The organism is Novosphingobium sp. (genome assembly GCF_037133355.1).
GTDB lineage: Bacteria > Pseudomonadota > Alphaproteobacteria > Sphingomonadales > Sphingomonadaceae > Novosphingobium.
In genome coordinates this window covers 163,708-177,509 of sequence record NZ_JBAXOI010000002.1, presented here as the reverse complement: position 1 = coordinate 177,509, position 13,802 = coordinate 163,708, and the positions used below count along the sequence as shown (strand labels likewise).

9 protein-coding genes and 1 pseudogene are annotated in these 13,802 nt (G+C 65.6%); 4 read left to right on the top strand and 6 right to left on the bottom strand.

The features are described 5' to 3' along the window. Window positions 1-41: 41 nt before the first annotated feature. The 5 genes and pseudogenes from WCL10_RS03065 to WCL10_RS03045 form a co-directional block, all read right to left on the bottom strand. Window positions 42-1,217 (bottom strand): acetyl-CoA C-acyltransferase, encoded by a 1,176-nt coding sequence (locus tag WCL10_RS03065; protein ID WP_336894153.1) that lies wholly within the window; start codon window positions 1,215-1,217, stop codon window positions 42-44. Further along, window positions 1,210-2,808: a class I adenylate-forming enzyme family protein gene (locus WCL10_RS03060; protein WP_336894152.1), complete on the bottom strand. Its 1,599-nt coding sequence runs from the start codon at window positions 2,806-2,808 to the stop codon at window positions 1,210-1,212. The genes WCL10_RS03065 and WCL10_RS03060 overlap by 8 nt, the downstream gene beginning before the upstream one ends. Window positions 2,809-2,822: 14 nt before the next feature. Then, window positions 2,823-4,016: pseudogene (locus tag WCL10_RS03055) on the bottom strand (3-hydroxyacyl-CoA dehydrogenase NAD-binding domain-containing protein); the annotation flags it as partial. 84 nt (window positions 4,017-4,100) lie between these two features. Further along, window positions 4,101-5,327 (bottom strand): serine hydrolase domain-containing protein, encoded by a 1,227-nt coding sequence (locus WCL10_RS03050; RefSeq protein WP_336894151.1) that lies wholly within the window; start codon window positions 5,325-5,327, stop codon window positions 4,101-4,103. Further along, on the bottom strand, window positions 5,324-6,157 hold the full coding sequence (locus WCL10_RS03045; RefSeq protein ID WP_336894150.1) for a thioesterase family protein: 834 nt from the start codon (window positions 6,155-6,157) through the stop codon (window positions 5,324-5,326). Before WCL10_RS03045 ends, WCL10_RS03050 begins: the two co-directional genes overlap by 4 nt. Before the next feature lie 240 nt (window positions 6,158-6,397). Here WCL10_RS03045 and WCL10_RS03040 point away from each other — a divergent pair, with 240 nt between their 5' ends. The 3 genes from WCL10_RS03040 to WCL10_RS03030 all read left to right on the top strand — a co-directional run bounded on the left by WCL10_RS03040 (window position 6,398) and on the right by WCL10_RS03030 (window position 10,320). Next, complete coding sequence (locus WCL10_RS03040; RefSeq protein ID WP_336894149.1) at window positions 6,398-8,140, top strand: class I adenylate-forming enzyme family protein; 1,743 nt, start codon at window positions 6,398-6,400, stop codon at window positions 8,138-8,140. A gap of 58 nt (window positions 8,141-8,198) precedes the next feature. After that, complete coding sequence (locus tag WCL10_RS03035; protein ID WP_336894148.1) at window positions 8,199-8,627, top strand: GFA family protein; 429 nt, start codon at window positions 8,199-8,201, stop codon at window positions 8,625-8,627. A 268-nt stretch (window positions 8,628-8,895) separates the two neighbouring features. Beyond that, window positions 8,896-10,320: an aromatic ring-hydroxylating dioxygenase subunit alpha gene (locus WCL10_RS03030; protein WP_336894147.1), complete on the top strand. Its 1,425-nt coding sequence runs from the start codon at window positions 8,896-8,898 to the stop codon at window positions 10,318-10,320. A gap of 19 nt (window positions 10,321-10,339) precedes the next feature. Here WCL10_RS03030 and WCL10_RS03025 read toward each other — a convergent pair whose 3' ends face one another. After that, the gene (locus tag WCL10_RS03025; protein WP_336894146.1) at window positions 10,340-11,350 is read right to left on the bottom strand and encodes an NADP-dependent oxidoreductase; all 1,011 of its coding nucleotides are present in this window, start codon (window positions 11,348-11,350) and stop codon (window positions 10,340-10,342) included. A 154-nt stretch (window positions 11,351-11,504) separates the two neighbouring features. Here WCL10_RS03025 and WCL10_RS03020 point away from each other — a divergent pair, with 154 nt between their 5' ends. Beyond that, the gene (locus tag WCL10_RS03020) at window positions 11,505-13,658 is read left to right on the top strand and encodes a molybdopterin-dependent oxidoreductase (protein ID WP_336894145.1); all 2,154 of its coding nucleotides are present in this window, start codon (window positions 11,505-11,507) and stop codon (window positions 13,656-13,658) included. Window positions 13,659-13,802: the final 144 nt, after the last annotated feature.

Genomic DNA, 13,802 nt, shown 5'->3' with positions numbered 1-13,802 from the left:
CCCTCCCGCATGCGGGAGGGGTTGGGGGTGGGCTTTCCTGTTCAGAGAACTTCGAAAAGCCCCGCCGCGCCCATGCCGCCGCCGACGCACATCGTGACGACGACGTGCTTGGCGCCGCGGCGCTTGCCTTCGATGAGGGCGTGCGCGGTGCAGCGCGCGCCGGTCATGCCATAGGGGTGGCCGATCGAGATCGAGCCGCCGTTGACGTTGAGCAGGTCGTTGGGGATGCCAAGCTTGTCGCGGCAATAGAGCACCTGCACCGCGAAGGCCTCGTTGAGTTCCCAGAGGCCGATATCGTCGATCTTGAGGCCGAAGCGCTTGAGCAGGGCCGGGATCGCGAAGACCGGGCCGATGCCCATTTCATCGGGCTCGGTGCCCGCCGCTGCCATGCCGACATAGCGGCCGAGCGGGGTGAGGCCCTTCTGCGCGGCGACACCGGCTTCCATCAGAACGACTGCCGCCGAACCATCGGAAAGCTGGCTGGCATTGCCCGCGGTGACGATGCCGCCCTCGATCACGGGCTTGAGCGCCTGGAGGTTCTCCAGCGTGGTCGAGGGGCGATTGCCTTCGTCCTTGGTGAGCGTCACGTCGTGCATCGTGATCTCGCCGGTTTCCTTGTTCTGCACGCCCATCGAGGCGCTGGCGGCCACGATCTCGTCGTCGAACTTGCCCGCCTCCTGCGCGGCGGCGGTGCGTTGCTGCGATTGCAGGGCGTATTCATCGCAGGCTTCGCGGCTGATGTTGTAGCGCTTGCCCACCGTCTCGGCGGTTTGCAGCATCGGCATGTAGACCGCATTGTGCATGGCAACCAGGCTGCGGTCGGGCATCACGCGCATGTCCTTGGTCTGGACGAGACTGATCGATTCCTGCCCGCCGGCTGCGACCACATCCATGCGGTCGACGATGATCTGCTTTGCGGCGGTAGCGATGGTCATCAGACCCGAGGAGCACTGGCGGTCCATGCTCTGGCCCGAGACAGTGACGGGCAGGCCTGCACGCAGCGCGACCTGGCGGGCGATATTGCCGGCCTGCGCGCCCTGCTGGAGCGCGGCGCCCCACACGACGTCATCCACTTCGGCGCCTTCGATCCCGGCGCGCGCGATGGCGGCTTCTAGCGACAGGGCGCCGAGCGTGGCGCCGGCAGTGGCGTTGAACGCACCCTTGTAAGCGCGCCCGATGGGGGTGCGGGCGGCAGCGACGATAACAGCATCACGCATCATTGGTCTCCTTGGAATCGGATGAGAGTACGGGGGTCTGGGCAATCGGGTTACCGCCGAAGTGATCACGCAGCTCGCGCTTCAGGACTTTGCCGATGGGGCTGCGCGGGAGTTCATCGACCACTTCGATACGGGCGATGCGCTGCGTCTTGCCGAGCGCGCGGTTGGCTTCGGTGCGGATAGCTTCGGGGTCAGCAGCAGGATCGGCCAGAACCACCACGGCAAGCGGCGTTTCACCCCACTGGTCGGATGGGATGCCGACGACGGCGGCCTCGCGCACCGCGCTCTGGCGGGTCAATTCGGATTCAAGGTCGGTCGGGTAGATATTGAACCCGCCCGAGATGATCATGTCCTTGGCGCGGTCCATCAGGATGAGGAAGCCGTCCTCGTCGAACCGGCCGACATCGCCGTGGCGCAAGTAGCGGTTCCCGTCCGCGTCGAACCATTCCATCTCGCGCGATTTGGCAGGTTGGCCATGATAGCCGTTCATCATGATCGGAGAGCGGCCGACGATTTCGCCTGTCGCGCCCGGTGGCAGTTCGTTGCCGTCCTCGTCGATGATCTTGATGACGTGGCCCGGCGAGGGCTGGCCGACGGTGTGGAGCTTGTCGGGATGCTTGTGCGCGACAAGGTTGGTGGTCGCGCCGCCTTCGGTGAGGCCATAGCCTTCGACAAGACCGCCCGGCCAGCGCTTGAGCACGTCCGCTTTCAGCCAGGCGGGGAACGGTGCGGAGGTGCAGGTCTTGAGCCGGTACGACGTCAGATCGAAGCTGTCGAAATCCGGGTGCTCCATGATCCGGCGGTATTGCACCGGCACCAGCATGGCATGAGTCACCCGCTCGCGCTCGCTGAGTTCCAGAAAACTGCGCGCATCGAACTTCTTCATCAGCACGACTTTGCCCGCCGCCGTGAGTGTGGGCAGGAAGCTGACAAGCGTGGTGTTCGAATAGAGCGGGGTGGAGCAGATCGTCGCGCTGTCGTCGTCAAAGCCCGAGCCGAGCCCGCGCCGGACATATTCGTGGCGCATCTGGTGGCTCTGCACGATGCCCTTGGGCGTGCCCGTGGTGCCCGAGGAATAGATGATGTTGAAGGGGTCTTCCGGGCGGGGCAGGCGTTCCTCGGGCTTCGCGCCTTCGGGGGCAATCCATTTGGAGAAGGGTACGCCTACGTCGCTGTCGTCGAGCGCGATGCGCTGCACTTGCGCCGGGAAGGGCAGGCCTTCCAGTCCGGCGGCCATGGCGCTGTCGAGAAACAGCACCCGGCTGCCGCTGTCCGCCAGCATGGCGAGCACGGTGGCGGGCGCGGCGGTCGAGGTCAGCGGTGCGGCGACCGCCCCGGCGCGCAAGGCGCCGAGGAAAGCGAGCGCGGTGTTCACCGCATTGCTTGCGGCAATCGCCACCGGTTCGTTCGCCGCGACGCCCTCGCGCTGCAGAGCCGCTGCCACGCGGTCGAGCATCGTGTCGAGATCGGCCCATGAAATTCGGGCGGTCTCGTCCGCGATGGCGATCGCCGGGCCGCGCCGCTCAGCGTGATCGCGCAGGATCACGCTGAGCGGAATGAACGGCGCGGCGATGATATCCTCGATCTGCATGGCCGAAGCTGCTTTCAGTTGAAGGTTTCGCCTGCTGCCGCCTTTTGCGCCAGCAGCGGCGCGACCGGGAGTCCATGCTTTTCAAGGCCGGCGACGACCGTGGCAAGACCGATGTGGTCGGCCCAGAACATCGGGCCGCCGGTCCAGGCGGGCCAGCCGTAGCCGTTGAGCCAGACGGTATCGATATCCGACGCGCGCTGCGAAATGCCTTCCTCGAGGATCAGCGCACCTTCGCTGATCATGGGATAGAGCAGGCGCTCGAGAATCTCGTCCTTGCCGATCTCGCGCTGGGGCTTGCCTTCCTTCGCGGCCCATTCGGCGATCAAGCCGCGCGTGACTTCGGAAGGCGTGCGCTGGCGGTTGGCGTCGTAATCGTAGAAGCCCTTGCCGGTCTTCTGGCCCCAGCGGCCCTGCGCGCAGAGTGCATCGCGCAAGGTTTCGATCCGCGCGGGATCGCGGTGCCAGCCGATGTCGAGGCCCGCAAGGTCCGACATCTGGAACGGTCCCATCGGGAAGCCGAATTCGAGCAAGGCATTGTCAACCTCGGCAAAGTCCGCGCCTTCCATGATGAGGGCGTTGGCTTGTTGCTGGCGCTTGCTGAGGATGCGGTTGCCGATGAAGCCGTCGCATACGCCCGAGACGACCGGGACTTTCCCGATCTTCACCGCGAGCGCCATGACGGTTGCGAGCACGTTCTTGGCGGTCGCCGAGCCGCGCACGACTTCGAGCAGCTTCATCACGTTGGCGGGCGAGAAGAAGTGCATGCCGAGCACGGCTTCGGGCCGCTTGGTGGCTGCGGCGATTTCGTTCACGTCGAGGTAGCTCGTGTTGCTGGCGAGGATCGCGCCCTGCTTCACGATGCTGTCGAGCTTGCCGAAGACGTCCTTCTTGACTTCCATGCTTTCGTAGACTGCCTCGATCACGAGATCGGCATCGGCGAGCGCGTTGAAATCCAGCGTGGGCGTAAGGCGGCCCATGGCAGCTTCGGCGAGCGCAGCGTCCATCTTGCCGCGCTTCACCGTGTTCTCGTAGTTGCGGCCCATGGTGGCGACGCCCCGGTCGAGCGCTTCCTGCGTCATCTCGACGATGGTGACGGGGATGCCGGCTGTGAGAAAGTTCATCGTGATGCCGCCGCCCATCGTGCCCGCGCCGATCACGCCGACCTTGGCAATGGGCAGGAGCGCGGTATCGGCGGGAACATCGTTGATCGTCGCGGCGAGGGCGCGCGCGGTGTCGATATGCTCCTTGGCGCCGGTAATGGGATCAGACATCGTTGGTCTCCTTTGGTAGGTTCAGGCGCGGCTTTGCGCCATGGCCGCGTAGATCAGTGTCTTGAGCTGGCGGCGGATGGGATAAGTGGAGGAGGGGAAGAGCTGGGTCATGAAGACCATGTGCAGCTTCTCCGCCGGATCGACGAAGAACGCGGTCGAATGAATGCCGCCCCAGTGGAATTCGCCCACGGTGCCTTGCACGAGCGTTTTTGCCGGATCGATGACGACACCGAAGCCCAGGCCAAAGCCGATGCCGGCATTGCCCGCCTCGCTGAACAAGGCGCGCGAGAGCGTGGTGAGATCGGCGCCGCCGGGGAGGTGGTTGGCCGTCATCAGCGCGAGCGTCTTGGGCGAAATCAGCGGCGCGCCGCCGTTCACCAGCGCGGCGCAGAACCGGTGGTAGTCGGCTGTGGTCGAAAGCAGGCCGCCGCCGCCGCTCTGGAAGCGGGGCTCGCGCAAGGTATTCGACTTTTCCGCCACGTCGATCAGCATCGGCGCATCGGCCGGGCGCCAGGCCCAGCTGTCGGTGAGGCGGTGGGCCTTCTCGGGCGGGCAGGAGAAGCCGGTATCGACCATGCCGAGCGGGCCGAAGATGCGCTCCGCGAAGAATTCACCCAGGCTCTTGCCCGAAAGCCGCGAGACGATGACGCCGAGGACATCGATGCCGACCGAATAGTTCCACCCGGTGCCCGGATCGAATTCGAGCGGCAGTTTGGCGAGTTCGGCAATGAAGTGGTCGTCGCCGGGGAGCGAGGGATGCCCGTCAAGCCGACCCTTGCGGTAGGCTGCGTCCACGTTGGTGCGGTTCTGGATGCCGTAGGTAAGGCCCGACATGTGAGTGAGCAGGTCCACCATGCGCATCACGCTGGTGGCAGGGCGAGCAGGGAAGAACGGCGCATCGCCGCCGCCACCGGTATAGACGCCCATGCCGGCAAATTCGGGGATCACCTTGGTGACGGGATCATCAAGCGCGACCTTGCCGTCCTCGAGCAGCATCATGAAGGCGATCGACGTGAGCGGCTTGGTCATCGAAGCCATGCGGAAAATGGCATCCTGCGCAAGCGGCGTGCCATCGGCGCGGGCATGGCCCATGGTCATGCGGTAGAACGGCTCTCCGTCGCGGGCGATGAGCAGGTCTGCATGTGGCAAGTGGCCCGGGGCGAGGTAGTGTTCCTCGATGAAGCCGGGAATGCGCGCGAGGCGGGCGGCATCAAAGCCATGAGCGGCGGGATCGGCGAGGTCTGTCATCCGAACACCGCTACCGATTGAAGACCACGCATCACTTCCACTCCTTCGCTGTTCCACAGGCGCAGCGTTTCGCTGCTGAAGCCTTCGCCCATGTGGTTTGATCGGGTTTCGAGCAGCCACCAGCCCTCGCGCGTCGGGGGCACATCGCCGAGGATCGTGAGCGCCCAGGTGATCGAGCTGATCGGCCCCTGACGCTCCATCGCGCGGGCCGAGCCGGGGGGCAGGGCATCGCCGATGCCGACGAGTTCGGACACGGGGTCGAGGCCCGAGCGATCCTTGAACCGAACCCAGCGGCGGATCGTGCCCGGAGGCGAGCCGCCGGGAAGGTCGGCGCGGCGCAAGTCCATCCGGGCGGTGAAGGCGGGGGCCATTTCGTTCTTGCCGAGGTTTGGAGAGTCCTCGGGGGAGGTCAGGCCCTCATCGCGCGCGGCGGTTATGCTGCCGTTGCTTGTCCGACCTGCGCCGAAAAGCCACAGCGTGCGCTGGACCAGCGTGCCTTCGCAGTAGAGCGAGGTCTCGATCTGCGAGACGCTGCGGCCCTGGCGGAGCATGACCGCCTCGGCTTCAAGATGTTCGCCCACTGGCGCGACGAAGCCGACTTGCGCGGCGCGCAGCGGGGGAAGGCCGGGAAAAGCCTTTATGGCGGCGGCGTATGCGATCGAAGCTGCGGCGCCGCCATACATCGTGCGGCCCTGCATCCAGCCTTCGGCGCCATCGAGCCGGAAACGCCCTTCACCCAGCGGAACAAGCCGGGCCGCGAGCGCGCCGAGGCCCATGTCCGCTTCGCTCGGTGCCGTCTCGACCAGGTCCGGGCCATCGGCTGGCGGCAAATTCTGTCCCCTCTTGCGAATCTTCTCGGTCGCGCCGGATTAGGTCATCAAGGGGGATCAGGGAAGCGCTTTGCGCGGGAGCGCTGGCCAATAAACCCAGCAATTCCCACGGATTTGGTGCATTCCGCTACGGCATCGGGCGCTTTGGCGGACCTTGGGCCGGGCCTTGCTGCAAGGCGGGGCTGCCACTAGTCTTGGCCCCAAAAGCGCCACCGATCGAGCGGCGCTCATGAGGATGCCATGACTGAACCGACCCCCGTACCAACAGGCGCGCTCCCCACGATTCCCGCCGGCTGGCCCGTGCACACGCTGGCGCAGATCCGCGCGGAGCTTTGCGCGCCTGGCCAGCCGTTCGAGATGGAAACCGTGACCATTCGCGGCGTGCCGACGCGGGTGTGGAAGAACGCGCTCCCCGATTTGCGCGCCGTGCTGGCGGCGGCGCGGACGCACGGCGGGGCCGATTTCCTCGTCTACGGCGCCGAGCGCGTGAGCTTCGATGCCTTTCACCGCGCTGTGGCGGCGCTCGCCGAGGCGCTGGCGGCGCGCGGGGTGGGCAAGGGTGACAGGATTGCACTTGCCATGCGCAACCTGCCGGAATGGCCGGTCGCCTTCATGGCCGTCGCGGCGCTGGGGGCGATCATTGTCCCGCTCAACGCCTGGTGGACGGGCGAGGAACTGGCCTTTGCCCTGGAAGACAGCGGGACCAAGGTTCTGATCGCCGATGCCGAACGCTGGGCGCGCGTCGCGTCCTGTCCGGTGACGCCGCCGCTGGAGAGCGTGCTCGTCTCGCGCGGCACGGCTGACGGGGCTGAGCGACTGGAGGATGTGATCGGCGCGCCGCCGTCGTGGCCGGACCTGCCCGATGCCGAGCTTCCGGACGTGGCCATCGCCAGCGACGATCCCGCAGGCATCTTCTACACCAGCGGGACGACCGGGCGGCCCAAGGGCGCACTCGGCACGCATCGCAACCTTGTCACCAATATCATGACCAGCGCTTGGAGCGGGGCCCAGTCGGCCCGGCGGCGCGGCGAGGGGCTGCCCGAGCCGCGGCCGCGCGTGATCCTGCTGGCGGTGCCGTTCTTCCACGCCACGGCCTTTTCGGCGACCTTGATGGGCTCGCTCGCGGGCGGCAGCCGGATCGTGATGATGCACAAGTGGGATACGCTGGAAGCCATGCGTCTGATCGAGGCCGAGCGTGTGACAATGACCGGCGGCGTGCCCTTCATCGCATGGCAGCTGATCGAGCATCCCGAGCGCGGGCGCTTCGATCTCTCCAGCCTTGAAGCCATCGCCTATGGCGGTGCGCCTTCCGCGCCGGAACTGGTCTCGGCGATCTGGCATACGTTCGGCGCGCTGCCCGGCAATGGCTGGGGCATGACCGAGACTTCGGCCACAGTTACGCACCACATGGCCGAGGACTATCTCAACCGGCCCTCCAGCTGCGGGCCGCCGGCTCCTGTTGCTTCGCTCGAAATCCGCGCCGATGACGGGGTGACGGTCCTGCCGGCGGGCACGGTGGGCGAGCTCTGGGCGAGCGGGCCGATGATCGTGGCGGGCTACTGGAACCGGCCCGAGGCGACCGCGCAGACTTTCGTCGATGGCTGGGTGCGCACAGGGGATCTTGCGCGGCTGGACGACGAAGGCTTCTGCACCATCGTCGACCGCGCCAAGGACGTGATCATTCGGGGCGGCGAGAACATCTATTCGATCGAGGTCGAGAACGTGCTCTACGAGCATCCCGCCGTGACCGATGCGGCGCTGGTCGGCGTGCCGCACCGCACGCTGGGCGAGGAGCCGGCGGCAGTGGTCTATCTCGCGCCCGGCGCGTCGGCAGAAGAGGCCGAGCTCAAGGCTTTCGTTGCAGCACGGCTCGCAGGCTTCAAGGTGCCGGTGCGCATCTTGTTCAGCGACCAGACCCTGCCGCGCAACGCCAATGGCAAGATCCTGAAGCGCGAACTGCGCGCGATGCTGGCAGAATCGTGAGGATGGCGCAGCGGCCAGACATGCCAATGTGGCCGCAAGACATGAGGGAGAGCAGAACATGACGGACGAAGCATCGGCAGGCGAGCGGCGCACTGGCGGGTGCCTGTGCGGGGCGGTGCGTTATGAAACGGCATGGCCACCGCTTCTGACCGGCGTGTGCCATTGCCGCCATTGCCAGCGGCAGGCGGGTTCTGCGCTCTCGGTGCTCGTGGCGGTGCCGTTCGCGGCGCTGGAGCGTTCGGGCGAGCTGACGACCTACGAGGATGGCAGCGAGGCGGGCCGGGCGGTCTACCGGAAGTTCTGCCCCAAGTGCGGCTCGCCCGTGTTCACCGAGACACCCGACGGCATGGCGCAGGGGATGATCTTCATCAAGGCGGGGACGCTTGACGAGCCCAAGGACCTCAAGCCGACGGTGCATTTCTGGACGTCGAGCGCGCAGGACTGGGTCGTGATTCCCGAAGGCGTCGCCAAACTGGAAAAGCAGTAGGGCCAAGCCCTTCCCGCATGCGGGAAGGGCTTCCCTCACAATCCCGGCGTTGCGTGACGACGCCATGTCGAAATGCTACCAAGCCAGAGCGATTTTCCGCTCTGCCCTTGGCGCGCCGATCGCAATTGTACGTTCCTATCCAATGCGTCAGCTTGTTGGCAGGGGCGAGGCTGGCATTATGTTCCGAACTTAAAACCCCGCGAGTTTTGTGAGGCCCGCCCCGCCATATTCACACAAGCTCCGCCCCCATAGAGAACCAGGACCCGTCATGGCTGATATTGACCCCCAGATCGACCGCCCGGACCGCTGCCCCGGGGTGACCTACACCGACATGCTTGCGGTCGATACGCGCCCTGCGCCCGATTACCTCGTGATGGAATCGAACCAGGATCTGGGCGACGAACCGCTCGATCCTGCCCGTTACACCAGCCCGGCGTTCAAGGCGCTGGAGGACGAGAAGATGTGGCCCAACGTGTGGCAGTTCGCCGCACGCGAGGAGGACATGCCCGATCCCGGCGACACGGTCGTCTACGAGATCAACGAAAAGTCGTTCCTGCTGATCCGCCAGCCCGATGACAGCGTGCGCGCGTTCTATAATGTGTGCCTCCACCGCGGGCGCAAGCTGAAGCTGGAGAGCGGGCGCTCGATCAACCTGCGCTGCCCGTTCCACGGCTTCACCTGGAACAACGACGGCAGCCTCAAGGAAGTGCCCTGCGCCTGGGATTTCAAGCATCTCGAGGACAAGGACCTCTCGCTGCCGGAACTGAAGGTGGACCGGTGGCAGGGCTTCATTCTCGTCACCGAGAACCATGACCTGCCGAGCTTCCGCGATTGGGTCGGCCCCGGTGTCGAGCACTACGACAACTGGCGGCTCGATGAATGCACCACCGGTGCCTGGGTCGCGCGGATCGTGCCCGCCAACTGGAAGGCCGTGGCCGAGGCTTTCATGGAAGCCTGGCACTCGGTCGTCACGCACCCGCAGATCCTGCCCTTCACCGCCGACGCCAACACGCGCTACGATCTCTATGGCGATCACATGAACCGGGCGATCACGCCCAACGGCACGCTCTCGCCCCACCTCAAGGGCAAGGACCAGCTCTATGTGATCGACAAGCTGGCCGAGTTCCTCGGCGCCGGCGATGGCCGCGGCCGCCGCAACGCGGCTGAACCGACCGATCTCAAGGGCTTCGATCCCGCTGATCCGCTGCTCGCGCGCAAGGTCCTGGCCGAGGCCAACCGCGAAGGCTTCGCAGCGATGAACGGGCATGACTACTCGCAGGCCTCGGACAGCGAGATGCTCGACAACCTGACCTACAACATCTTCCCCAACTGGAGCCCATGGGGCGGCTTCGTGCCCAACATCGTCTATCGCTGGCGGCCCTGGGGCGATGCCGACCATTGCCTCATGGAAGTGCGCATCCTGATGCGCGCGCAGAAGGGCGAGAAGCCTGCCCGCGGCCCCGAGATGTTCATGATCCCCGATGACCAGCCCTTCACCTATGCCTCGCACCTCATCGGTGCGGCGCTGGCCGGGGTGTTCGATCAGGACATGGAAAACCTGCCGCACGTTCAGGCGGGCATGAAAGCGTCCAAGAACAAGCGGCTGGAGCTTGGCCACTATCAGGAAACGCGCATCCGCCAGTTCCACACGACCATGGACAAGTACATTTCGGGCGAGCTGCCCAGGATTTGATCAGGGGCGGTGGGGCCCTCTAGAGCTCCACCACCACCTTGCCGATGTTGGCGCCCGTGAAGAGCTTGGTAAAGGCCGCCGGCGTCGCTTCCAGTCCGTGGCTCACCTCGAAGGGCAGTTTCAGCTGCCCTGCGGCCTGCCAGCGCGCAAGGATCGGGTTGAACTCGGCCTCGAGCGCGTAGAAGTCTGGCGAAAAGAAGCCTTCGATGCGCAGACGCTTCATCAGCACCTGATCGAAGCGGTAGGGCCCGGGCACCGGCCCTTGCGCGGTGTAGTTGGTGATCAGGCCGCAGACCGCGACGCGCCCGAACAGCGCCATGTTGCCCAGCGCCGCATCGAGGATCGCACCGCCGACATTGTCGAAATAGAGGTTGATCCCCTCGGGGCAGAGCCGTGCCAGTTCCGCTTCGACATTGGTTGCCTTGTAGTCGATTGCCTCATCGAAGCCGTACTCGCCGGTCAGCAGCGCGCACTTGGCCGCGCCGCCGGCTATGCCGATCACCCGGCAGCCAATTGCCTTGGCGATCTGCCCGGCCATGAGCCCGGTGCAGCCCGCCGCCGCCGATACGACGAACGTCTCGCCCGGCCTGGCTGCGCCGGTTTCAACCACGCCGACATAGGCGGTCCAGCCATTGGCGCCGAAAATGCCGACATATTGCTTGAGATCGGCGTGGGTGTCGTCGAGCTTGGTGCAGTAGGTCATGTCGGGCTCGACCAGCGAAAAATCCGCCCATTGGCCGTAGCAGCGCACGCGGTCGCCCACCGCATAGCCGGGGTGGCGGCTTTCGGTCACCACGCCCAGTACGGTGCCGATCAGCTTCTCGCCCAGCGGCGTGCCCGGCTGGTAGCTGTCCTCGCGGTCGGTCATGTACATCCGCGTGCCGCTGTCCATCGAGAGCACTTTGTTGGCGATCACGATCTGCCCCTCGCCAGCCACGGGAACCGGCTCTTCGCGCAGGCCGAACGCTTCGGCATAGCCGTTGCCGACGGGGCGCTCGGCGAGGATCCAGTGGCGGTTTTCGGTGCTCATCGTGCGTCCTCCGGCGGGGGCTGGAGGCGCATCAAGCCCGGGTTTTGCCCCCAAGGCCACTGGCGGAAATGAGCGGCCCACCCTCTCTTTCATCAGTGTGCCGGAGACTGGAATGCCGATAGCTTCCGCTATCAAAAAATTGGGGAGATGAATCTTGGCCGACAAGACCCTGCGTACCTTCTGCCGCTTCTGCCACGCTAGCTGCGCCATGCTGGTCGATGTCGAGGGCGACAAGGTCACGGCGGTGCGGGGCGACCCCGACAACCCGCTGTTCAATGGCTATACCTGCGTGAAGGGCCGCCAGATGCCCGAAATGCACAACCTGCCCGAGCGGCACTTGCGCCCGCTTGTGAGGAAGGATGGCCAGAGGGGCGGCGAGTTCGTCGAGACCTCGACCGCCGAGGCACTGAAGCTGGTGGCGGCGAAAATCAAGGAAACCATCGCGCAATATGGGCCGCACAGCGTGGCGCTTTATTGCGGCACCAATGCCTTCCAGAACAGCGCGGTGCTGGGCACCTCCTACGCGCTGGCCGAGGCGATCGGCACGCGCAACTACTATACCAGCGTGACGGTGGACCAGCCCGCGAAGGTCTTCACTACGGCGCGTTATGGCCAGTGGATGGGCGGCGGCAACAATTTCGAAGAGTCCGACGTCGTCATGTTCGTCGGCAACAACCCGCTCGTCTCGCATTACACGCCCGGTGGCGGCGTCCCGCCCTTCTCGCCCTCACGCCGCCTGCGCGATGCCAAGGCGCGGGGGCTGAAAGTGATCGTTGCCGATCCGCGCCAGAGCGATACCGGCAATCTTGCCGATCTCTACCTGCAGGTGAAGCCGGGCGAGGATCCGGCGCTCCTGGGCGGCATGCTGCACGTGATCATCAAGGAAGGCCTCTACGACCGCAACTTCGTGTCCGCCTATGTCGACGGGTTCGATGAACTGGCCGAGGCGGTGAAGGACTTCACGCCCGAGCTCGCAGGCGAACGCGCCGGGATCAGCGCGGATGACGTGGTTGCGGCGGCGCGCATGTTCGCCAAGGCGGCGAAGGGCCGTGTGGTGACCGGAACCGGGCCGGAAATGGCCGGGCGCGGCGTGCTGACCGAGTATCTGGTGACGGCGCTCAATATCGTTTGCGCGCGGTTCAACCAGGCGGGCGACAAGGTCGCGAACCCGATGGTGTTCATGCCGTTTGCCGCAGGGCCGAAGAAGGCGCAGGTCGCGCCGCCGATGCCGATGTTCGGCGAAGGCTTTGCCCAGTCGCGCATCCGGGGGATCGGGAAGTTGGGCCAGGAAATGCCCTGCCCGGTGCTGGCGGACGAGATCCTCACCCCCGGCGAGGGCCAGATCAAGGTGCTGATCTCGATCGGCGGCAATCCCGAGATTGCTTTCCCCAATCAGCGCAAGGTGCGCAAGGCGCTGGAAACGCTGGACATGTTCGTTCAGGTCGATCCCTATATGTCGGCCAGCGCCAAGCGGGCGGATGTGATCCTCGCCCCCAGCATGTGCCTCGAGCGGGAGGACATCAACAATGTCTCGCAGCCGTTCTGCGAGGAGCCTTACGCGCACTATGCCGAAGCGATGGTGCCCGCGCCCGGCGATACGATGGACGAGTATGAGATGCTGTGGTGGATCGCCAAGCATCTCGGGCTTGAGCTGAAGCTACCCGGTGGGCACTGCTCGATGGACGCAGTGCCGGACAAGATGACCATGCTCGACCTCGTCTCGCACGGCTGCCTTGTGCGCCCAAGCGAGGCGCGCGCGGCTTCGAATGCCAGCGCGACGCCGGGCGGGGCGGTCTACTACCCGGACAAGCACGCGGTGATCGAGCCGGCAGACCCTGATGCTGCAAACCGGTTCCAGCTTGGTGCGGGCAGCATGCCTGCAGCATTTGCGGGTTATGCCGAAGCACGGCCCGAGGCGGATGGCTTCGACTTCCGCCTTATCTCGCGCCGTTCGAAGCACCGCTACAACAGCAACGGGCATATCTCCGAGTTCCTCAAGAAGAAGATGCCGACCAACCCGGCCTACTTCAATCCCGAGGACCTGGCCGAGCTCGGCGTCGAGGACGGTGCGGTGATCGAGATCGCCTCGCGCGTTGCATCGATCCATGCTGTGGCGAGCGCGAGCGACAAGGTGCGCCGCGGGGTGATCTCGATGTCGCACGCGTGGGGCAATGACGATGCCGGCAAGGACGATGTGATGAGCGTGGGTTCATCGACCAACCGCCTGATCGATGACGAGGATGACGCCGATCCGATCACCGGCATGGTGCTGCAGAGCGCGATCCCGGTCCGGGTGGTCGCGGCCTGATTTACCTGCAAGGCCGGCGTAGCCGCTCTGGATCCCCGCGCAGGCGGGGATCCAGAGCTTACGTGCGCCAACGTCAACGACCGTGACAGAGCCCCAAAAGGAAAGGCCGCCCCGGTTTCCCGGGACGGCCTTTCCTGTTGGCAT

What these genes read in the sequence shown, in the direction of transcription:
- WCL10_RS03030 (WP_336894147.1), top strand. Translation starts at nt 8,896, where the DNA reads ATGGCTGATATTGACCCCCAGATCGACCGCCCGGACCGCTGCCCCGGG.
- WCL10_RS03050 (WP_336894151.1), bottom strand. Translation starts at nt 5,327, where the DNA reads ATGACAGACCTCGCCGATCCCGCCGCTCATGGCTTTGATGCCGCCCGC.
- WCL10_RS03060 (WP_336894152.1), bottom strand. Translation starts at nt 2,808, where the DNA reads ATGCAGATCGAGGATATCATCGCCGCGCCGTTCATTCCGCTCAGCGTG.
- WCL10_RS03025 (WP_336894146.1), bottom strand. Translation starts at nt 11,350, where the DNA reads ATGAGCACCGAAAACCGCCACTGGATCCTCGCCGAGCGCCCCGTCGGC.
- WCL10_RS03065 (WP_336894153.1), bottom strand. Translation starts at nt 1,217, where the DNA reads ATGCGTGATGCTGTTATCGTCGCTGCCGCCCGCACCCCCATCGGGCGC.
- WCL10_RS03035 (WP_336894148.1), top strand. Translation starts at nt 8,199, where the DNA reads ATGACGGACGAAGCATCGGCAGGCGAGCGGCGCACTGGCGGGTGCCTG.
- WCL10_RS03040 (WP_336894149.1), top strand. Translation starts at nt 6,398, where the DNA reads ATGACTGAACCGACCCCCGTACCAACAGGCGCGCTCCCCACGATTCCC.